The organism is uncultured Desulfovibrio sp., assembly GCF_944324505.1.
Lineage (GTDB): Bacteria > Desulfobacterota > Desulfovibrionia > Desulfovibrionales > Desulfovibrionaceae > Desulfovibrio.
Map to the genome: position 1 here is coordinate 149460 of NZ_CALUWO010000004.1, position 20507 is coordinate 169966.

Genomic DNA, 20507 nt, shown 5'->3' on the forward strand with positions numbered 1-20507 from the left:
CTGCCCCGGCCTGTCGTCTGGGGGGAATGGGCGCCACCGGCAACGGCCCTGACAAAAGCACCGGCCCCTTCTGTGGAAGGGACCGGTGTTATCGTTTCCTTGATGCAGCAGGAAGCTAGGACAGGGCCTGCAGGGCATCCAGCAGGCGTTCCACATCCTGTTCCGACGGCTTTTCCGGCAGGCTCATGAGCATGCCCAGGCCCTCCATGGCATCGTGAAAGACATCCTCTGCCATGGTGCTCACCGCTGCGGTATGAATCATGGCATTGATCTTGAGCACCTCGATGACCGCGGCCCGCAGGGCAGGAGCCTCCAGCCCCAGGTCCAGGACCACCAGGGCCGGGGCCGCGGCACGCAGCTGCGGCAGTGCCTCATCCAGCGAAGGCACAGTGCGCAGCGAGACGCCCCGGCGTGTCAGCACCGGCTGAAACGCCTCCCACAGGTCCGGCCGGGAAGTGATGCACAGCATGTCCATGCCGCTCTCCTAGTGGTGCCCGCCACCGCCGCAGGTGAAATCCATGGAGAAGGGCGGCAGCTTGCCTTCCAGAAAAGCCTGCACGGCCGCGCCCACCGTGGGATACTGGCCGGCAAAGTAGACTTCCACGCCCACCTGCTGAAAGCCCATAAGCGGACGCATGCCCATGCCGCCGGCCAGCAGCTTGTTCACCCCGTGGGAGGCCAGATGCTGCACGGGCGCCATGCAGCCACCCTGCTGATGCGGCACGTTTTCCAGCGTGGTTACGGATTTGATGGCATTGTTTTCCACTTCCACCAGGGTGTAGATGTCGCAATGGCCAAAATGCATGCCCATCTGGGCGTCAAGGCCGCCAGGCAGGCAGGAAGGAACAGCAAGAAGAAAACTCATGATATACAACTCCAGCGTCTGGTCGTTGATGCGCGTGACCTAGCGGTCCGTGTGCAAATCCTGAAGGGCCGACCACATGTCCTTCAGGCTGTTTCCCACAGGATTGTCAAATTCGGTCAGGGCCTGCCGCCGCACCATGGCCTGGGTGACCACAGGGTCAAAAGGCAGGCGGCCCAGCAGCGTATGGCCGTTTTCGGCACAATGTGCGGCAATGGCATCCGCTTCCTGCCGGTTGAGGTCCGCCTTGTTGATGATGACGGCCACCGGCACGCGGAAATGCCGGCACAGTTCCGCCACCCGGGCAAAGTCATGCCGCCCCGATGGCGTGGGTTCCACCACCCCTACGGCCAGCGTGGCCCCGGACAGGGAGGAAATGACCGGGCAGCCCACCCCCGGCGAACCGTCGCACAGGATGGTGTCCAGCCCCAGGCGCTTGGCCTCTTCCCGGGCCTGGGCCTTGAGCAGACTCACCAGGCGCCCGGAATTTTCCTGCCCGGGGAAAAGCTGGGCATGGACCATGAGGCCGAAACGGGTATCGCTTACGTACCAGTCGCCGCAATGCACCTCGGGGTAATCTATGGCCTTTTGCGGGCACAGGGCCACGCAGACCCCGCAGCCTTCACAGCGCAGCGCGTCCACCACAAAACTGCCGTCCCCGCTGCGGGAAATGGCCCCGAACTGGCACAGGCCGGCACAGCGGCCGCAGCGGGCGCAGTCTTCCTGCCGGATGGCGGCTTCATGACCGGACACAAAGGCCGTTGTCCGGCGAATGACCGGATCCAGCAGGATATGCAGGTCCGGCGCATCCACATCCAGATCACAGATGACCTTGCTGCGGGCCAGGTGGGCAAAGGCCGCGCTTATGGTGGTCTTGCCCGTTCCTCCCTTGCCGCTGATGATGACGATCTCACGCATGGTGCACCTCCGCTGGGTGAATGCCGCAGTCGCGCGCCGTCCGGCGCAGGGCATCGCGCAGGGCCGTGAAGCGCTCCCGCCACAGGGGGGACAGATCGGCCAGCAGCCGGCCGGCCGCATACTGCTCGGCCGCGGCCTGCTCAAAGGGCAGCTCTGCCAGCAGCGGCAGGCCGTTGTGGCGGCAGTAGTCGCGCACGGCGGCGTCGCCCGCCGCATTGCCCGGAGCATCCGCCCGGTTGATGAGCGCCGCCATGGGCTTGTGCAGGGGCACAAAGGCCTGATGGGCCAGACGGAAATCATGGAAGCCGAAGGGCGTGGGATCGGCCACCAGCAGAATCATGTCCGCATCCCGGGCCACCGTGACCGCCGGGCAGCTCACGCCAGGCGGCGCATCCAGCAGGGCATCGGCCGGAAGCTCGCGCAGCATTTCTTCCAGCAGCGTCTGCTCCTGGCGCAGCAAGGGCGGCGTCATGGCTTCGCCAATGCGCGTCCGGCCCATGAGAAAGCGCACCCGCCCCGCGCACACGGTCCCGTTTTCCAGACTGCCCAGCTCGCGCCTGCCGTGCATGAGCGCGCCGGCAGGACAGACGGCAAAGCAGCCGCCGCAGCCATGGCACATATCGGGAAAAATGCGGATATGCCCCACAAAGGACGCAATGGCCTTGTACGAACAGATGTCACGGCATTTTTCGCAGTGCACGCACTTTTCAGGGTCCAGCTGGGGAACGTCCAGCCAGCCTGTACGCTGCCCGGTGATGACCGGTGGCAGAAACAGGTGCAGGTTGGGGGCTTCCACATCCGTGTCCACGGCCACCAGGGGCGCATCCCACACGCTGACAAGCGATGCCGTGACGCTGGTCTTGCCTGCCCCGCCCTTGCCGCTGGCAATGGCGATACGCATATGCCCTCCGCTACTTGTTGGGGGCGTCGGCAAAGGGCAGTTCTCCCTTGCAGAAACGCTCCACCGCCTGGCGCACGCTGCCGCCATCCACATTCTGGCAGACCTTGATGCCCGCCGCCTGCAGGGCCTCAAAGGCCTTGGGGCCCACAAAGCCGCTGAGCACCACCTCCACGCCGGCACGCGCCATGCGTTCGGCGGTCTCAATGCCCGCCCCCATGCTCATGGTCTGGGAGGCGCCATTGTCAATATAGCTCACCGTCATGTCCGGCAGCTCCACCACCACAAAGCCGCCCGCGCGCCCAAAGCGCGGATCAACGGCATCATCAAGCGTGGGGCCTTCACTGGAAATGGCTATTTTCTGCATGGTATTCTCCTTTGGGATATCTGCCGCGCCCTCGCCCGTTCTGACGGCGTAGGTACCGCCCTCGATGCGCAGGGCCTGACCACAGCACAGGGCCGTGGCCACACGACGCCGGGCCGCCGCCAGCGTGCGCCCGAAAATGTGGCGCGACACCCGCATGCGGCGGGCGGCCTCAATGGCCGTCAGTCCCTCCATGTCGGCCAGGCGCAGGGCCTCCAGCCCTTCCACGCTCAGGCAGACCTCTTCCAGTTCCGTCAGGGGGATGCCCCGGGGCTTGAAGTAGTTCACACAGGGCGTGGCGCTGACATAGCGGCAATGACGGGGACGGGGCATGGCATGATCCTCTGCTCATGGGCTGAGCCATTTGTTTTGCACAAATGAGCATAATATCAGCGGCAGCCATGTCAAGCAAACTTTGGCGAAACCAGCAAAAAAAACGGCACCCCTCCCGGCGGGAAGGGTGCCGCGCGAAGACACACGGCTGGCGAGCCGTTACGGCAGGCTAGATATTGTTGTCGCCCACGATCCGGACCTCGTGGCCGCGGCCCCAGTACTGCACCGTGCCCTGGTCGCAGAATTCCCGGATGAGCATGTCCTCCGTCTCGCGATCCGGTGCGTGGAAGCGCAGCGTCACGCCGCGGCGGCCGTCATCACGGATATTGGACAGCACAGTGACCACGCGGGTATTGGCCTCCTTGAGGCGGTCCAGAATGGCCCGCAGGGTGCCGGGCTTGTTTTCCAGCACAAAGGCGATCTGCACACTCTGGGTGGTGCGCGAGCCGGTGATGTCCACAAAGGTCTTGAAGATGTCCCACTGGGTGATGATGCCCTTGAGGCAGTCGTTGCTGTCCACCACGGGCAGGCAGCTCAGGTGCTTGTCCACCATGAGCACGGCCGCGTTTTCCACCGTTTCGTCAATATGGATGGTCTGCGGGGCCACGGTCATGATCTGCTTGGCCGGGGTTTCGGCAAGAATGTCCAGAAACTCCAGCACTTCGAGAGGGGTCGTTTTCTGGGGAGAAAACTCCTTGATGGCATTGATGCCCAGCAGACCCACCACATGATTATCCTTGTCCACCACGGGCAGGTGGGCGATGTTCATGTCCCGCAGCAGGCTTTTGCACTTGAGGAGCGAGGTCGACGGCGACACGGACACCACATCGGGCGTCATCCACTGTTTGATAAGCATGGCAAGGCTCCTTTTGGCCGGGCCTGTGCCCGGCCATTTTTGCGATAAAAGGACAGACTACTTGTGCTGGCCGCAGCCGCAGCCGCCGGAAAGGCGCTTGCGGATGCCTTCGGGCAGCCAGCCACGCACGGATTCGATGCTCACCATGCGCCGCATGATGCCCAGCTGATCCTGCAGGGGCAGCTTCTTGGGGCAGATATCCTCACAGGCCAGCAGCCCCATGCAGCCGAACACGCCGTTGTCATCACCGATGAGGTCATAAAAGTCCTCGGGGGTGCGCTGGTCGCGCGGGTCGATGTAGAAGCGGGCCATGCGGTTGATGGAGGTGGCACCGATGAAATCCTTGCGCATGAGCGCCGTACCGCAGGCCGCCACACAGCAGCCGCATTCGATGCAGCGGTCCAGCTCGAATATCTGGGTTGCCAGCTCATTGTCCATGCGCTCTTCCTGCGCCTCGGGGTCAAAGGTCTTGTTGGTATGGATCCAGGACTCGATCTTCTTGCCCACATTGCGGAACCACGTGCCCGTATCCACCGACAGGTCGCCCAGCAGTTTGAACACCGGCAGCGGATGCAGGGTAATGTGTTCCGGCAGGTCCCTGGTCTGGGTATGACAGGCCAGACCGGGCCGCCCGTTGATGACCATGCCGCAGGAGCCGCAGATGCCCGCCCGGCAGCAGAAATCAAACTGCAACGTGGCATCCTGGGTTTCGCGGATCTGGTTCAGCGCCACAAAAAGGGTCATGCTGCGCTGTTCTTCCAGGGTGAAGGTCTGCATGTGCGGCGTGGACAGGGGGTCCAGCGGATTGTAGCGGAATATTTCAAAGGTCAGAATGCGTCCCATGGTTCACCTCCCTTAGGCCTGTTCGTCGTAACCGATGACCTTTTCGCCGGTCATGTCGCCTTCGATGATCTTGCCGCCGCCGTAGCCGCGGTCGCCGGGAGGCAGGATGAACCACGGGGTCGCGCGTTCATATTCCAGCGTGGGCAGGTCTGCCCCTTCCTTCCAGTAGGCCAGGGTACGCACCAGCCAGTCCTTGTCGTTACGTTCGGGGTAGTCCTCGCGGGCATGGGCGCCGCGGCTTTCCGTGCGCATGAGTGCGCCGTAGGCCGTGCAAAGCGCCAGCTTGATCATGCCGGGCACGCGCAGGGCCATGGACATTTCGGCGCTGGGGCCAGGGGCCTTGCCGTCCAGGCGCATGTTCTTGCTGCGTTCCAGCAGAGCCTGCAACTTTTCCACACCGGCCTGGAGGTCCTTGCCGTTACGGAAGATGCCCACGTGCTCCATCATGATGTCCTGCATCTCATTGCGCAGGGTATAGCAGCTGTCCCCGGTACCGCGGCGCAGCTGGGCGATGCGGTCTTCCACCTGGAGCATGGCCTCGCGGGTGGCCTGCGTGGAGAAGGTGGTTTCGTAGCCCTGGAGGAATTCCACCAGCTTCTGGCCGATGACCCGGCCGGACACCACGGTTTCGGCCAGGGAGTTACCGCCCAGGCGGTTGAAGCCGTGCATGTCCCAGCAGGCGGCTTCGCCCGCTGCGAACAGGCCCTTGAGGCCGTAAGCATGGCCGTCCTTGTTGATGCGCACGCCGCCCATGCTGTAGTGCTGGGTGGGACGCACGGGAATGAGCTGATGCACGGGGTCCACGCCGAGGAAGTGAGTGGAGATGTCGTACACTTCGCGCAGATTGGTCTTGATGTGCTTTTCGCCCAGGTGGCGGATATCCAGCCAGAGATGCTCGCCGTAGGGGCTGGGCACGCCAAAGCCCTTGCGCATGTGCTCGGTCATGCGGCGGGACACCACGTCGCGGGAGGCCAGCTCGGCCTTTTCCGGTTCGTAGTCGGGCATGAAGCGGTATTCGTTCACGTCCAGCAGGGTGCCGCCGTCGCCGCGGCAGCCTTCGGTCACCAGAATGTCCGTGGGCACGGTACCCGTGGGATGGAACTGCACGGCTTCCATATTGCCCAGCGGCACCACGCCGGTATTGAGGGCCGTGATCTGCCCGCCGCCGTCGCAGATGACGGCATTGGTGGTGGCGCGGTAGATGCGGCCGTAGCCGCCCGTGGCAATAAGCGTGGCCTTGGCCAGATAGGCCACCAGTTCGCCGGTGCGCAGATCGCGGGCAATGCAGCCCATGCAGGTCTGCCCGTCATGGATGAGGGCCTCGGCCTGGGTGCGGTCATGAATGGTCACGCCCAGCTGCAACAGGCGGTTGTCCAGGGTGAAGAGCACGGCATGGCCCGTACCGTCCGAGGTGTAGCAGGTGCGCCATTTGGCCGTACCGCCGAAGGCACGGGAATGGATAAGGCCCTCATTCTCGGCCTTTTCCGTGGCCTGAAACGGCTTGCCGCCCTTGTAATAGGTGTGCTCGCCGGGCACCACGCGGCTCCACGGCACGCCGAGGAAGGCCATTTCGCGCATGGCAATGGGCGCGGTATTGGCAAAAATGCGCGCCACTTCCTGGTCACAACCCCAGTCGGACCCCTTGACCGTATCGTTGAAGTGAATTTCCGGGCTGTCACCATCCCCCATGATGGAATTGCCCAGGGCTGCCTGCATGCCGCCCATGGCCGCCGAGGAATGGGAACGCTTGGGAGGCACGACGCTGAGGCAGATGACGCTGAAACCAGCCTGGGCCGCCTCCACCGCCACGCGTTCGCCGGCAAGGCCGGCACCCATGCACAGAACGTCCGTTTGATAAATGCGCATACTTCCCCCCTATCCCTGGAACCAGACACGCGCCAGGGCCAGACAGCCCAGCACGAAATAACACGCCATGACGATCCAGATGCGCTTGCGCCACACCTGGCGGGTCGCGCTGGTACAGATACCGTACTTGACGGCAATACGGTACACGCCAATGCCCGTATGCAGAATCACGCAGGGCAGAAAGACAATATAGAAGGCCAGACCGCCGGCATGCAGACGCGCGGCGCTGCGGGCCACCGAAATGGGCAGGTCGGTCATGACCGAATACACATGGAAGAAGGCCCCTGCCAGAATGATGATGGCCGTAAAGACCTGCACCAGCCAGAGCGCGGTATCCGGCTCGCGGAGCGTGCGGCTGTGGCGCACGAAAATCCCCAGTTCACCGGCCCGGAAGGGCATTTTACGCGCCGCCACATAGAAGTGGAACAGCACCAGCAGCACGATGATGGGCGCGGAAATCTGCGCCACAAAGATCGCTTCCATGAACCAGGCAATGCCGTTGGTCAGCGAGGGACTCAGCACCACCGTGCCTTCGAGCAGCAGGTGCACGCAGACAAAGAGTGCCAGCAATGCCCCCGACGCAGCCTGAAGAAAATCCAGGCGGTTGCGCGGGCTATCCGGTACGTTACGATCCGTCATGTCAACTCCTCTTTTCTAGAAATTCTGCCCCCGGACGGGAGCGGAACAGTACGCAGGCTGTCGCCTACAACTCCCTGTACGGGGCCTGACCGCTTTCGTAGTAATTGTCACCCGTGCTGTCGATGACCACAATGGCCGGAAAATCCTCCACTTCCAGCGCGGCCACGGCCTCGGGACCCAGGTCCTCGTAGGCCAGCACGGTATACTTGCGAATGCTGCGGGCAATGAGCGCCCCGGCTCCCCCCACGGCGGCCAGATAGGGCACGCCGTACTGTTTCATGGCTTCCACCACCTCGGGCTTGCGATAGCCCTTGCCGATCATGCCGCGCAGCCCCTGAGCAATGAGGGTGGGCGTATAGGCATCCATACGGCCGGAGGTGGTAGGGCCGGCTGCCCCGATGGCCTGGCCGGGCTTGGCCGGACTGGGGCCGACGTAGTAGACCACCTGCCCCCGCAGATCCACCGGCAGGGCCTCGCCCCGGGCCAGGGCTTCCGTAAGGCGCTTGTGGGCCGCATCGCGGGCCGCAAGGATGGTGCCGGTAATGAGCACCCTGTCCCCTGCCCGCAGGGAGCGGGCCGTAGCTTCATCGAACGGCGCGCGGATGCGCTTGACATCTTCGCTCATGTGCTCCTCCTACAGCAGCACTTCGGCATGACGCGCCGCGTGGCAGTTGATGTTGACCGCCACCGGCAGGGAGGCGATATGGGTGGGCGCCCATTCCACATGCACCTTGAGGGCCGTGGTCCGGCCACCAAGGCCCTGGGGGCCGATGCCGGTACGGTTGACCATTTCCAGCAGCTCGTCTTCAAAGGCGGCATAGCGCGGATCGGCATTGCGCGAGGCCAGGTCACGGGCCGCGGCGCGCTTGGCGCAGAGGGCCGCCACCTCCATGGTGCCGCCCAGGCCCACGCCCACCACCATGGGCGGGCAGGAATTGGGGCCGGCCGCCAGCACGGTATCCAGCACCACCTTGCGCACGCCCTCGATGCCGTCGGCGGGCACCAGCATCTTCACCACGCTCTTGTTTTCCGAACCGGCCCCCTTGGGCGCCAGGCGCAGGCGCAGGCCGTCGCCGGGCACCAGCCGCACGTGCAGCACGGCAGGCGTATTGTCGCCCGTATTCTTCCGGTCAAACAGGGGTTCCGCCACGCTGGACTTGCGCAGATAGCCATCCACATAGCCGCGGCGCACGCCTTCGTTGACGGCAGCCGTGAAGTCGCCGCCCACGATGTGCACATCCTGCCCCACATCGGCAAAGACAACGGCAAGCCCCGTGTCCTGGCAAATGGGCATTTCTTCCCGTGCGGCAATGTCCGCATTGTCAAGCAGCTGTTGCAGGATGTTGCGCCCCACCGGGGAGGGTTCGCTTTCCTTCCGCTCGGCAAAGGCCTGGCAGACATCGGCGGGCAGGTGGCAGCATGCCTGCACGCACAGCCGGGCCACCGCCTCGCTGATATGGTTCACATGAATCTCTTTCATGATGCACACCCGTTCCGCGGCTTAGGGATGGAAGGGCCAGATCATGGGGATGAGCAGCCAGCACATAAGCAGGGCAATGACCTGCAGGGGCCAGCCGGCCTTGATGTAGTCAAGGAAGCTGTACTTGCCGGGACCCAGCACGATGGTGTTGGGCGGCGTGGCGATGGGCGTCAGGAAGCAGGCCGAGGCCGACATGGCAATCCCCATGACGATGGGCAGGGGCGAAATGCCGGAGGCCGTGGCAATGGGCAGGGCCAGGGGCGCCATGAGGGCCGCCGTGGCCGTATTGGACATGAAGTTGGTGACAATGGCGGTCAGCGCGCAGCAGACCAGCATGAGCATCCAGGGGTCGGACACGCGGCTCACCACGGCATTGGCCACAATGGCGGCGGCGCCGGACTTGTCCATGGCGGCGGACATGGACAGCATGCCCGCAAAGAGGAAGATGGTGGTCCAGTCCACGCTGCGGAAGGCTTCACGCATGGTCATGCAGCGGGTGATGACCATGAGGCAGGCGCCCAGCACGGCGGCGGTGGTGAGGTTCATGTATTCGGAGGCCATCATGGCCACCACAAAGGCAAAGATGCCCACGCTGACCCACATTTTTTCCGTGCGGCGCACGGTTTCTTCGGCCATCATTTCCTCATGCAGCTCGCGACCCTTGGGCAGGAAGCGGTGACCAATGAGACCGTAGTAAATGAGGCCCACGATGAGCAGCGGAATGCCGATGAGACCGAATTCAAAGAAGCCGAAGGGCTGCACGCCCATCTGTTCCAGCATGGAATTGACGATGCCGTTGGGCGGCGTGCCCACAAGCGTCACGGTACCACCCAGCGAGGAGGCAAAGGCCACGGGCATGAGAATCTTGCCGGGAGCCAGCTTGGCGGAAATGCACATGCCGAGAATCATGGGCACGGCCACCACCGTGGTACCGGTATTGGACAGCACCGTGGACAGCAGACCAATGGCCGCCATGGAAAAGACCAGCAGTTTTACTTCACTGCCCTTGGACATGGCCACGGCGGCGCGGCCTACCTTGTCAGCAAAACCCGTAATGAAGGTTCCTTCACCTACGATGAACATGGCCATGAAGAGCACCACGGTGGGATCACCGAAGTAGCCGAACGCCGTCTTTGAGGGAATTACCTTGAAGATCGAAAGCGCCACCGGTACCAGTAGGGCCGTAATGGGCAGCGGCACGATTTCGGTGAAGAACATGACGGCTGCCACAAACAGGATGCCCAGCGTTATGTAGGCTTTCGTGGGGTCTTCAGGCAGCTTGATTTCCATGGCGGGAGCCGCCATCGTCTCCTGACAGGACAGGAAGACGACACCGACAACCAGCAGAGCGACCAGGAAAAGAAGGCGTTTCATGTACGGGTCTCCTCGCGGTAAAAGGTGAAAGAACCATCCGTGACATGGCACGGAAAGATGTAACCCTCCCTGGCTGCGCATCCCCCGGGCAAATGCCCGGGGTGGCGCAGTCCTTCAAGATCATGTTGCCGCAGGGCGATATGCCCCGGCGGCTAGGCCACAGGCCCCTGTTCTGCCAGCATCTTCACATAGGGACGGATGCGGGCCTGCGACGCCTCCACGCGGCGGCGCAGCTGATCGGCATAGGCGTTCAGGTCCGCAATGGGACGAGTCGCCACGCCGGTATCCATGGCGGCCTTGGCCACAGCAGGCGTCACGGCCGTGAGAATGCGCGGATCCAGCGGCTTGGGCAGCACGTAGTCGCGGCCATAAACCAGCGAATCCACCCCGTAGGCCTCCAGCACGCTGGCAGGAACCTCTTCCTTGGCCAGGGCAGCCAGCGCGTAGGCCGCCGCAAGCTTCATTTCTTCATTGATGACGCGGGAACCCACATCCAGCGCGCCGCGGAAGATGTAGGGGAAGCCGGAAACATTGTTGATCTGGTTGGGATAGTCGGAGCGCCCCGTTCCCATGATGGCGCTGGGGCAGGCCTCCTTGGCGTCTTCATAGGAAATTTCGGGATCAGGATTGGCCATGGCGAAGATGACCGGCGAATCGGCCATGGAACGCACCATGTCCTTGCTGACCAGGTCCTTTCTGGACAGGCCAAGGAAGACATCCGCGCCCTTGAGGCAGGCAGCAAGATCGCCCCGGTTTTCTTCCTGGGCGAATTCTTCCTTGTACGGATTGAGACCCTCGCGGCCCTTGTAGATGAGGCCGCGGGAATCAAACATGCAGATGTTTTCCCGCTTCACGCCCAGCAGCACGTAGAAACGGGCGCAGGCGATGCCGGCCGCACCGGCACCCACCACCACGACCTTGAGATCGCCGATGTTGCGGCCGGTGATCTCGCAGGCATTGATGAGCGCCGCACCGGAAATGATGGCCGTACCATGCTGGTCGTCATGGAAAACGGGAATCTGCAGCGCAGCCTTGAGCTGATCTTCAATATAAAAGCATTCAGGAGCCTTGATATCTTCCAGGTTGATGCCGCCAAAGGTGGGTTCAAGACACTTGACCACATTGATGAGTTCATCGCTGTCTCTGGTGGCCAGGTTGATGTCGTAGACATCCACATCGGCAAAGGTCTTGAACAGAACCCCCTTGCCCTCCATGACGGGCTTGCCGGCAAGAGGACCGATGTTGCCCAGCCCCAGCACGGCCGTTCCGTTGCTGACCACAGCCACGAGGTTGGCACGGCCGGTATAGTCGGCGGCCCGGGCCGGATCTTCCTTGATGGCAAGGCAGGCATGCGCCACTCCCGGGGAATAGGCAAGCGACAGGTCAAGCTGATTGGCGCACGGCTTGACAGGAACAACTTCCAGTTTGCCGGGGCGCGGCACCCGGTGATATTCCAGCGCGTCTTCTCGAGTAAACAGTGCCATACAAAAACTCCTCGCAAATCCTCTCAGGGAGCGGCCGTTTTGCCGCCTGTTGTCAACTGAACACCATGTCTTTCTTCCCCGCTGGAAAAGAGGCATGTTGTGTTTTTATATTCCGCCCATACTATGGAGTCAATGCAGTTTGATCAGACAAAGCGGTTACTTTAAATGTAAAAATATTCACAAACACAATATAGAACTGCAACACACAATTTTATTGCATGTAAATAAAAAATATATGCGCAGAAACATTGTTTGATCACTCAATCTGCCTTTATATCTTCATGTGTAACATGTAAAAAAAAATTTCATTTATTTTTTTGCAGTATGTTTTTTGAAAATATCATTAGCCATGCAAATACATATAAAAAATATACATTTTCTGCATAAAAATTCGCAGAGGGCGCAGCCGGAAAGGCTGCCAGCTTCTGTCTGTAAAAATTCCTGTCGCAGACGTGACCCCCCCTTTTTTTCCACGTTTTTGGAAATGACCCCCTTTTTTTTTCTTCCTCAATGGCAAAGTTGGCCTGCAAAAAGGGGGGTCATCAAAAAAGAGGCATCTTTTTTGCCTGCTCACGCGGAAAATGGGTTTGAGGGTGGCGTGTCCCTTTCTTCCTCTCAGCGCCGGCCAAAACGTATCCGCCACGTATGGAAAAACGGCACAACCGGCCGTGTCCGGCGGTCAACTCCCGGCAGCGCCAGCGCCGCTTCCCGGCATTTCCCGGCTGGATTTCTGCACACATAAATAATATATTTCAATATATTATGAAAAATATTCCTGCATGATTCATTCCGCCGGAAAAAAATTTTTCTCTTTCTGACAAAAAAACATTGACGACGGGGGAAAATGTGCGTAGACACATTCCTGCGTCGGGATGTAGCGCAGTCTGGGAGCGCACTTGAATGGGGTTCAAGGGGTCGAAGGTTCAAATCCTTTCATCCCGACCAGACGCAAGCAAAAAGCCAATCTTCGTGTGAAGATTGGCTTTTTTCGTTTCCGGCGACGGTGCCTGCCCGGACGCAGGCCCCCCTTGCCTGACCATTGCGTCATGACGGCATGTCTGGGGAAAACGGCATCAGCTCGTCTGCCAGACGGCCCTGATCAGCATGGAAAGACCGGACAGGCCGATGACCACCGCCAGAAGATGCTGAAAGCTGACCTCGCCGATACGCCGTGCCACGGGATAGGCAAAGACAAGACCGGTACCGCAGCCCAGTGCCGCAGGCAGAAAGGTGTGCATGACCTCGGCCGTATAACAGCCCAGACGGTACTGCAAGATAATGATGGGGCAGCTGATGATCACGAACAGCAGGCTCAGATTGGCGCGGATCATGTCCTTGTCCCAGTGGGCGCGCTGGGCATACATGGCTGCCGGCGGCCCACCAATGCCGCTCAGGGCCTGCACAAATCCGGCCAGTCCGCCGGCCATAATGCCCCACAGCACGGGCCGGGCAGGCGGAGTGTGGGGATGAGGCACCAGCTGCCAGATCATGTGCGCCACCAGCATGATGCCCAGGCACGTCTGCAACAGCCGCCCAGGTATCACGGAAAGCAGCGCCATGCCTGCCAGCATGCCGGGCAGCATGCCTGCCAGCAGGGGGCGAAGCAGACGCGGACAAAGATACCGGCGGTGCTGCCAGCCCACCACCGCCGGCAATGGCAGCGAAATGAGACAGGCCGCCAGCGAAGCCGCCCGCATATCCACCACACAGAGCATAAACGGCATGGCAATGACACCTGCGCCCAGGCCGCTGACGCCATTGACAAAGCCGCCTATCCCCCAGGCCAGAAAAATAATGGCAAAGCCCCATGCCTCCATGCGTCCTCCCGGCAGGATTGCCGCATGACACCGGCGGATACCACAACGACACACTGCCGCCCTGTTCCTGTCCCTTTGCCAGGCCCTGCGGCCCGGCCCGTGCACACGGCATGACCTTCCTGCGAAATATCCTTTGTGTATCGCGCCTTGCTTCACATGGCAATGCTGTCATGCAGTCTGAAATGGTGCAGCGGGCAGTCCGGCTTTACGACCTGCACGGGAGAGGCTATAGAAAACCTCATCATTTCTCTTTGCAGGAGGCTGCCATGAAAGCCCTTCTCATTCTTGCCGTTCTGATCCTGGCGGGACTTGCCGGATGCCGTCTGCTGGGCCAGCAGCCGCCGCTGCGCGGCATGCTGCAGGACGATGCGGGACAGCGTGTTCTCATTTCCCGGGCGCGCCCGGCCGTCATCTTTGCGCCGGCGGACGGCATGCGCCTGTGCGCGTCCGGCTGGCGCAGCCTTGCTCCTGAATCGCGCACCACTGAACCGGGCAACGCCCGACTGTGGTTCGCCACCTATGAAAACGGCACGGGCCTGCTCATCACCGCCCTGGCCGAGGCTGAAACCCCCTGGCGCTGGGAACCTGCCCAGCATTGTCCCTACCCTGCCCTGCGGACCCTGCACTATGAACAGGACGGGGAAATGCTGTACGAAAGCCTGTTCTGCCTGACGGCGGAACAGGATGCCTTCCATGCGCATGACGGCCAGTCCTGCCTGGTCTATCGTGCCGCCTTCCTGCTGGACTTCCGCCAGATGCAGGTCATCGCCGAATATCACGAACCCCTGGACCCCGTGCTGGCGCGAGACGTGGCCTACGACGCCGCCCGCCTCAATGCCTTTCAGGACAGGGCGCGCCGGGCCTGCCGCATTCTCTTCCCCGAAAAGACCGCGCAGGCCGAGCTGAAGGAGCGCATCCAGAAGATGGACCCGGCGGACGATGCCTTTTCGCGCACGCGGCTTTCCCGCTGGGTGGGCGAAATGCAGCGCCGCAAGGACCTCTAGGTTCCGCCATACGGGGCACTCCCTGCCGTGCCCGCCGCTGTCATGAAAGGAAGCCCCAGCGGGCAGACCCGGCCATCGGACAGGGAGCCATGCCGCCCGGGGCCTTTCCGGCCCTGGTCGCGGCGGCTGGCGCTGGCAGACCGAGAACGAGGCCGGCCATGCACGGTTCCCCACGGGCAGTATGGCCGTCCCGATCAGCCCGTGTCACCGGCAAAGCCAGACAAGGTGACCGGCACGCTTGACCCCGTGTCCGCTTTTCTGTACAGGCAGGGACGGTGACGGACAGTCCCGTCCCCGCTCAAGGAGTTGTTATGCCATCCGACAGTTACCCGAACCAGCCCCATCTGTCCCTGCCCCGCCTGTTCCTGTCCTGACGCCCTGCCTCCGCGCATGCGTCCCGGCCCGTGGAGGTTTCCCCTTGCTGCTCTTCCATTTTCCGTCCCGTCCCCAACGGTCTGCCGCGTTCTGGCCCATGCTGCGATCATCGCATGGCCAGCCCTTCCCGCTGCGCACCATCGCCTACATTCTGCCTGTCCTGTCATAGTGAAGCTGCCTGACGGCAGTTTCTCCGTCCCTGCCTGAGGCCCTCTCCGGCAGAACGGCCCTGTCATCACAACCCCCAAGGAGGTCTGCCATGCCAGCCCATCCCGACCCTGTACCCGTGTGTTGCCCTTCGTTGTTTCGCCCCAGGACAGCCGCCCCTCCCGGCGGCAAAGGAGCCGTATCATGCGCCTGTTTTCCCGCGTTTTCCTGTCCCGTCCGCGTCCCGCTCATGCCAACGGCCAGAGCGCCGTTACGCCCTCCCTGCGCCCCACGCATCCTTCCGACATGGCCGAAAGCCTGCGCACCCTGCCGCAGCAGGCTCTGCTGCACCGTCTGACCGCCATGCCCCCGGCCGAACGGGCCGACGTTTTTGCCTATCTGGACCGTTCCCTCCAGGCTGCCCTGCTGCCCCGGCTGCCCCGTGCCATGGCGCGGGATATCTTTGCGCATCTGGCCGCAGACGAGCGCACCGATCTCTACAAGACCCTGCCCCCGGAAGAGCGCCGCGCCCTGCTGCCCGCCCTGAGCCAGCAGGAACGCGACGACATGCTGCGTCTGTCCGCCTACGAGGAAGGCACCATCGGTTCGCTGACCACCTCTGATTATGTGGCGGTTGCTCCAGACATGCGTGTGGACGAGGCCCTGGCCCATGTACGTGCCACGGCGCCGGACCGGGAGACCATTTACGTGCTCTATGTCCTGGACGCGCATGCCCGCCTCTGCGGCACGCTTTCTCTGCGCGATCTGCTGCTGGCCGATGACCACCGTCTGGTACGGCAGATCATGCGCCCCCGGCCCGTGGTGGCCCGCGCTCTCTGGCCCGGCCGGGAAGCCGCCGACCTCATTCGCCGTTATGATCTGCTGGCCCTGCCCGTGCTCAATGGCGACGAACGCATGATCGGCATCGTCACCGTGGACGATGTGCTGGACATGACAAAAGAAGAGGATGCCTCCCGCCTGGCCCGGTTCGGCGGCACCACCGGCGATACCGGCAGCGATCTGGATATTCTGGCAACGCCCCTGCACCGCATGTTTTCGGTACGGGTTTTCTGGCTGGTGCTGCTGACCCTCTTTGGCATCATCACCAGTACCTTTGTGGCCACGCAGGAGGAACTGCTGTCACATGCCTTGGTGCTGGCAGCCTTCATTGCCCCCATTGTAGACATGGGCGGCAACGTGGGCAGCCAGTCCGCCACGCTGGTCATCCGCGCCATGGCGCTGGGCGATCTTTCCCCCTGCTGGCGTGACGTGCTGCGCGTCATCTGGCGGGAACTGCCCGTGGCGGCGGCGCTGGGGCTGGTGGTAGCGCTGCTGGAAGCCGTGCTGGCCCGTTTTTCCAAGGGCGTAGGGCTGGATATTCTGCTGGTGGTGGGCCTGAGCATGCTTTGCTGCACCCTGCTCGGCGGCCTCATCGGCGCGCTGCTGCCCTTCCTGGCCCGGCGCGTCCATGCCGACCCGGCCACGCTCTCCTCGCCGCTCATCACCTCCATCATGGACCTGGTGGGCGTTCTTACCTACTTTGCCCTTGCCTCCACGCTGCTGGGGCAGCTCATGAACTGATGCCTGCGCCTGCAGCCTGAGGGCTTGCGCTGCCCTGTCCGCATGTCATCAACGGACAGGGCACACAGGCTACCTGTGTACGGTAAAAAACTCGGCGTGCCACGGCCTCCCGACGGAGGCGTTCTTCTACTGTTATCGCCTACCCCGGCCGCCATAAAAAAAGCCCTCGATACGAAGGCTTTCCTTAACATATAAAATATTATTAATGACTCATATGCCAAGAACAATCATTGGCACATCCATACTTTTTAGTAAAACTTTTTACAGCCTTTTCACCATTTTCCTCTATAAAAAATTTTATAATGTAGTTTTGATACCTATTTAAAAAATAAAAACACTTCTTACACACCCGTCTTCTATGACAGTACAACATCTTTTTATAATATATTGAGGCCATATAATTTTTCTTAATAATTCTATCATAAATGAAAATATCTTCATGTATATAAAATTTTAATGTAGAATCCATGCTGAAAATGTTTTTACACAGCCTGCAGACATGAAGAACCTCTTTAGGCTTTTTTACCTTTTTAGGAAGTCCCAACAAATCTCGTATATGGATACGTTTCTTCATTTATATCCCTTGAATAGTAATTATCTCCCGCAGGCGTTGCATGGCCTGCCGGTCAAGCACGCGCTGATTCTCGCTGCCGCGAAAGGTCAGTTCAAGATTGCGCAGGGCCTCCACATACGGGCCATCCACCAGAATGTCGGCCTCGTCAAGCAGGCGGCGCACTCCGTCGTCAGCGGCAGCACGTTGCAGCAGTTCTTCATAGGTATACCCGGAATAGACCATCACATCCTTGCCGCGCCGGTGGACCTCGCGGGCCAGGTCAGCCAGGGGGGCAGGCTGCAAAAACGGCTCGCCGCCGGACAGGGTTATGCCGCTCAACAGGGGATTCTCGTCAAAGCGGGCCAGCAGGTCCGCCGTATCCATGAGGCTTCCCCCGTCAAGGGCATGCGTCTGCGGGTTATGGCAGCCGGGGCAGTGGTGCAGGCAGCCCTGCACAAAGACCACAAAGCGCAGCCCCGGCCCGTCCACGATGGATTCTTCCACCAGCCCGCAGACCCGCAGGTCAGGCATGCTTCACCCGGTCGTGTTCCTCGGCGCGCTTGGCATTGTTGAAACGGTCCAGCGTGCCCACAAGATAGCCGGTAATGCGACGCACGCGCTCAAAGGCCACACCTTCTCCCACCATCTTTTCCTGTACGGCGGGCCGGGCATCCTTGAGTTTGGACGGCATGAGCATGGATTCTTCCTCCTGTAGTAAACCTATTTGCAGTGGCAGTTGTGAAAGGGCGTTGTCTGCGGGAAGCGGCGGCGTATTTCGCGCAGCTTTGCTTCGCTCACGGCTTCGCCGTCGCGGCGGCCGCAGCGCGGGCACTGGTCGTTGATGACGCCCACATAGCCGCATACGGGGTCACGGTCCAGCGGATGATTGATGGAACCGTAGCCCACGCCCTGGTCGTGCATGTAACGGATAATGTCTTCAAAGGCCTTGAGATTCTTGCAGGTATCCCCGTCCAGCTCCACATAGGTGATGTGTCCGGCATTGGTGAAGGCATGATAGGGCGCTTCAAGCTGAATCTTACGGAAGGCCTTGATGGGGAAATAGACCGGCACGTGGAAGGAATTGGTGTAATAGTCCCTGTCCGTAATGCCGGGAATGTCGCCGTACTTGCGCCGGTCAATGGCCACAAAGCGGCCGCTGAGACTTTCGGCCGGCGTGGCAATGAGCGTGAAGTTCATGCCCGTCTTTTCGGATTCCTCGTCGCAGCGGCGGCGCATGTGGCCCACGATTTTCAGCCCCAGGCGCTGGGACGCCTCGCTTTCGCCATGATGCGCGCCCACAAGGGCCTTGAGGGTTTCGGCCAGGCCGATGAAGCCCAGGGTCAGGGTGCCGTGCTTGAGCACCTCGCCCACGCGGTCATCCCAGCCCAGCTTGTCCGAATCCAGCCAGATGCCGTTGCCCATGAGGAAGGGATAGTTGCGCACCTTCTTGGCGGCCTGAATCTTGTACCGGTGCAGCAGCTGCCGGAAAACCAGGTCGATCTTTTCGTCCAGCAGGCGGAAAAAGGCGTCCACATCGCCATGGGCCTCAATGCCCAGACGCGGCAGATTGATGGATGTAAAGCTCAGATTGCCGCGCCCGCAGGTAATCTGCCGTGACGGGTCATGCACATTGCCCATGACCCGCGTGCGGCAGCCCATGTAGGCCACTTCGGAATTGTAGCTGCCGTCGTAGTACTGCCGGTTGAAGGGCGCATCCATGAAACTGAAATTGGGAAAAAGCCGCTGGGCCGACGTGGCGATGGCCAGCTGGAACAGGTCATAGTTGGGGTCGCCGGTATTGAAGTTGACCCCTTCCTTGACCTTGAAAATCTGCACCGGGAAAATGGACGTTTCCCCGCCGCCCAGCCCGGCCTGCGTGGCCAGAAGCAGATTGCGCGTGACCATACGGCCTTCTGCCGAGGTATCCGTGCCGTAGTTGACGGAGCTGAACGGCACCTGCGCACCGGCACGGGAGTTCATGGTATTGAGATTGTGCACAAAGGCTTCCATGGCCTGATAGGTGCGCCGCTCAGTGGCCATGTGGGCCTCTTCGGCCGCATAGGCATGGGCCGCCCGGATGAGGGGGCGCATATCTTCGGAAAACGGCTCTTCAAGCCAGCGACCGCCATATTTTACGCACAAGTCAAGACAAATGTTTTTTCCAGCGGCTACAAGCAAACTGTCCACCAGCTGGCTGGCCTGCTCCAGCGTCATGTCGGCCTTGATGCGCAGGTAGGCAATCATGGCGCGGGCATATTCCTTGCGGAAGGTCTTGGTCACGCCGCCGGCCATGCAGTAGTCGAAATGGGGCACGCTCTGGCCGCCGTGCATCTCGTTCTGATTGGCCTGAATGGCAATGCAGGCCAGTGCCGCATAGCTTTCAATGGAATTGGGTTCGCGCAGGAAACCGTGCCCGGTAGAAAATCCGCCCTTGAACAGCTGGATAAGGTCGATCTGGCAGCAGGTTTCCGTGAGCATGTAAAAGTCTTTGTCGTGAATGTGGATGTCGCCGCTGGTATGCGCCAGCGAAATATCCTTGGGCAGGACGTAATTGTCCGTAAAGAACTTGGCACCCTCGGACCCGTACTTGAGCATGGTGCCCATGGCCGTGTCGCCGTCGATATTGGCATTTTCGCGCTTGATGTCCTCTTCGCGCGCCGGCGCATAGGTGAGGGTCTTGTAGATGTCCATGAGGTAGGATTCCGCATGGCGCAGCTTGGCATGCTCTGCCCGGTACAGGATGTAGGCCTTGGCCGTGCGGGCATAGTCAAAGCGGATGAGGGTTTCTTCCACCACGTCCTGGATTTCCTCCACGTGGGAAAGGCCCTTTTCGTCCAGCTTGTCGCAAACCTTGTCCGTCAGAAAGGCCAGGTCCGTAGAGCGCATGGCTTCGCCTTCCACGGCGCGGTTGGCACGGGAAATGGCGTTGAGAATCTTGACGGAATCGAAGGGGACGACAGAACCATCGCGCTTGACAATACTTACAGGCATGAGTCCCCTCCTCCACGGCACTCAAGAAATCGGCATCAGGCCAGTAAAATAAAAAATTTCTCCGCACGCGGCAGAGAAGATGACAACAGACATCAGCTCATGGACTCGCGCGGCAAAGACCC

At 61.2% G+C, this 20507-nt stretch carries 19 protein-coding genes and 1 tRNA gene; 3 read left to right on the plus strand and 17 right to left on the minus strand.

Annotated elements, in window-relative coordinates:
- Window positions 1-115: 115 nt before the first annotated feature.
- From Q0J57_RS06410 to Q0J57_RS06470, 13 genes are all read right to left on the minus strand, one after another.
- The gene (locus tag Q0J57_RS06410) at window positions 116-475 is read right to left on the minus strand and encodes a hypothetical protein (protein ID WP_297218429.1); all 360 of its coding nucleotides are present in this window, start codon (window positions 473-475) and stop codon (window positions 116-118) included.
- A 9-nt stretch (window positions 476-484) separates the two neighbouring features.
- Complete coding sequence (locus Q0J57_RS06415) at window positions 485-868, minus strand: NifB/NifX family molybdenum-iron cluster-binding protein (RefSeq protein ID WP_297218482.1); 384 nt, start codon at window positions 866-868, stop codon at window positions 485-487.
- A 36-nt stretch (window positions 869-904) separates the two neighbouring features.
- Window positions 905-1780: an ATP-binding protein gene (locus tag Q0J57_RS06420; RefSeq protein WP_297218431.1), complete on the minus strand. Its 876-nt coding sequence runs from the start codon at window positions 1778-1780 to the stop codon at window positions 905-907.
- Entirely contained in the window at window positions 1773-2681 is a 909-nt protein-coding gene (locus tag Q0J57_RS06425) for a 4Fe-4S binding protein (RefSeq protein WP_297218433.1), read from the minus strand. Before Q0J57_RS06425 ends, Q0J57_RS06420 begins: the two co-directional genes overlap by 8 nt.
- A 10-nt stretch (window positions 2682-2691) precedes the next feature.
- Window positions 2692-3375, minus strand: coding sequence for a DUF134 domain-containing protein (locus tag Q0J57_RS06430; RefSeq protein ID WP_297218435.1), 684 nt, complete (start codon window positions 3373-3375; stop codon window positions 2692-2694).
- A 169-nt stretch (window positions 3376-3544) separates the two neighbouring features.
- On the minus strand, window positions 3545-4231 hold the full coding sequence (locus Q0J57_RS06435; RefSeq protein ID WP_297218437.1) for a CBS and ACT domain-containing protein: 687 nt from the start codon (window positions 4229-4231) through the stop codon (window positions 3545-3547).
- Window positions 4232-4288: 57 nt separating this feature from the next.
- A complete protein-coding gene (locus Q0J57_RS06440) occupies window positions 4289-5074 on the minus strand; it encodes a fumarate reductase iron-sulfur subunit (RefSeq protein WP_297218439.1) in 786 nt (261 codons plus the stop codon).
- Window positions 5075-5086: 12 nt separating this feature from the next.
- Window positions 5087-6940: a fumarate reductase flavoprotein subunit gene (locus tag Q0J57_RS06445; protein ID WP_297218441.1), complete on the minus strand. Its 1854-nt coding sequence runs from the start codon at window positions 6938-6940 to the stop codon at window positions 5087-5089.
- Window positions 6941-6949: 9 nt separating this feature from the next.
- On the minus strand, window positions 6950-7579 hold the full coding sequence (locus Q0J57_RS06450) for a succinate dehydrogenase/fumarate reductase transmembrane subunit (RefSeq protein ID WP_297218443.1): 630 nt from the start codon (window positions 7577-7579) through the stop codon (window positions 6950-6952).
- Between the two features lie 64 nt (window positions 7580-7643).
- Window positions 7644-8204: a Fe-S-containing hydro-lyase gene (locus tag Q0J57_RS06455; RefSeq protein ID WP_297218445.1), complete on the minus strand. Its 561-nt coding sequence runs from the start codon at window positions 8202-8204 to the stop codon at window positions 7644-7646.
- 9 nt (window positions 8205-8213) lie between these two features.
- Window positions 8214-9059, minus strand: a complete 846-nt coding sequence (locus Q0J57_RS06460; RefSeq protein ID WP_297218447.1) for a fumarate hydratase — start codon at window positions 9057-9059, stop codon at window positions 8214-8216.
- A 21-nt stretch (window positions 9060-9080) separates the two neighbouring features.
- A complete protein-coding gene (locus tag Q0J57_RS06465; protein WP_297218449.1) occupies window positions 9081-10433 on the minus strand; it encodes an SLC13 family permease in 1353 nt (450 codons plus the stop codon).
- A gap of 152 nt (window positions 10434-10585) precedes the next feature.
- The gene (locus tag Q0J57_RS06470) at window positions 10586-11917 is read right to left on the minus strand and encodes a malic enzyme-like NAD(P)-binding protein (protein WP_297218451.1); all 1332 of its coding nucleotides are present in this window, start codon (window positions 11915-11917) and stop codon (window positions 10586-10588) included.
- An 868-nt stretch (window positions 11918-12785) separates the two neighbouring features.
- On the opposite strand from Q0J57_RS06470, the gene Q0J57_RS06475 reads away from it, so the two are divergent.
- Window positions 12786-12862 (plus strand) — tRNA-Pro (locus Q0J57_RS06475).
- Window positions 12863-12990: 128 nt separating this feature from the next.
- Here Q0J57_RS06475 and Q0J57_RS06480 read toward each other — a convergent pair.
- Window positions 12991-13734: a sulfite exporter TauE/SafE family protein gene (locus tag Q0J57_RS06480; RefSeq protein ID WP_297218453.1), complete on the minus strand. Its 744-nt coding sequence runs from the start codon at window positions 13732-13734 to the stop codon at window positions 12991-12993.
- Window positions 13735-14000: 266 nt separating this feature from the next.
- On the opposite strand from Q0J57_RS06480, the gene Q0J57_RS06485 reads away from it, so the two are divergent.
- Both Q0J57_RS06485 and mgtE read left to right on the plus strand, forming a co-directional pair.
- Window positions 14001-14738 (plus strand): DUF4851 domain-containing protein, encoded by a 738-nt coding sequence (locus tag Q0J57_RS06485; RefSeq protein ID WP_297218454.1) that lies wholly within the window; start codon window positions 14001-14003, stop codon window positions 14736-14738.
- A 726-nt stretch (window positions 14739-15464) separates the two neighbouring features.
- Window positions 15465-16841, plus strand: a complete 1377-nt coding sequence (gene mgtE, locus Q0J57_RS06490) for a magnesium transporter (RefSeq protein WP_297218456.1) — start codon at window positions 15465-15467, stop codon at window positions 16839-16841.
- Between the two features lie 574 nt (window positions 16842-17415).
- Here the strand turns inward: mgtE and nrdG are convergent.
- From nrdG to Q0J57_RS06505, 3 genes are read right to left on the minus strand one after another with little or no spacing between them, the layout of a single operon-like run.
- Window positions 17416-17925: an anaerobic ribonucleoside-triphosphate reductase activating protein gene (nrdG, locus tag Q0J57_RS06495; protein ID WP_297218458.1), complete on the minus strand. Its 510-nt coding sequence runs from the start codon at window positions 17923-17925 to the stop codon at window positions 17416-17418.
- Window positions 17918-18085: an anaerobic ribonucleoside-triphosphate reductase gene (gene nrdD, locus Q0J57_RS06500; RefSeq protein WP_297218484.1), complete on the minus strand. Its 168-nt coding sequence runs from the start codon at window positions 18083-18085 to the stop codon at window positions 17918-17920. Before nrdD ends, nrdG begins: the two co-directional genes overlap by 8 nt.
- A 29-nt stretch (window positions 18086-18114) precedes the next feature.
- On the minus strand, window positions 18115-20385 hold the full coding sequence (locus Q0J57_RS06505; protein ID WP_297218459.1) for an anaerobic ribonucleoside triphosphate reductase: 2271 nt from the start codon (window positions 20383-20385) through the stop codon (window positions 18115-18117).
- Window positions 20386-20507: the final 122 nt, after the last annotated feature.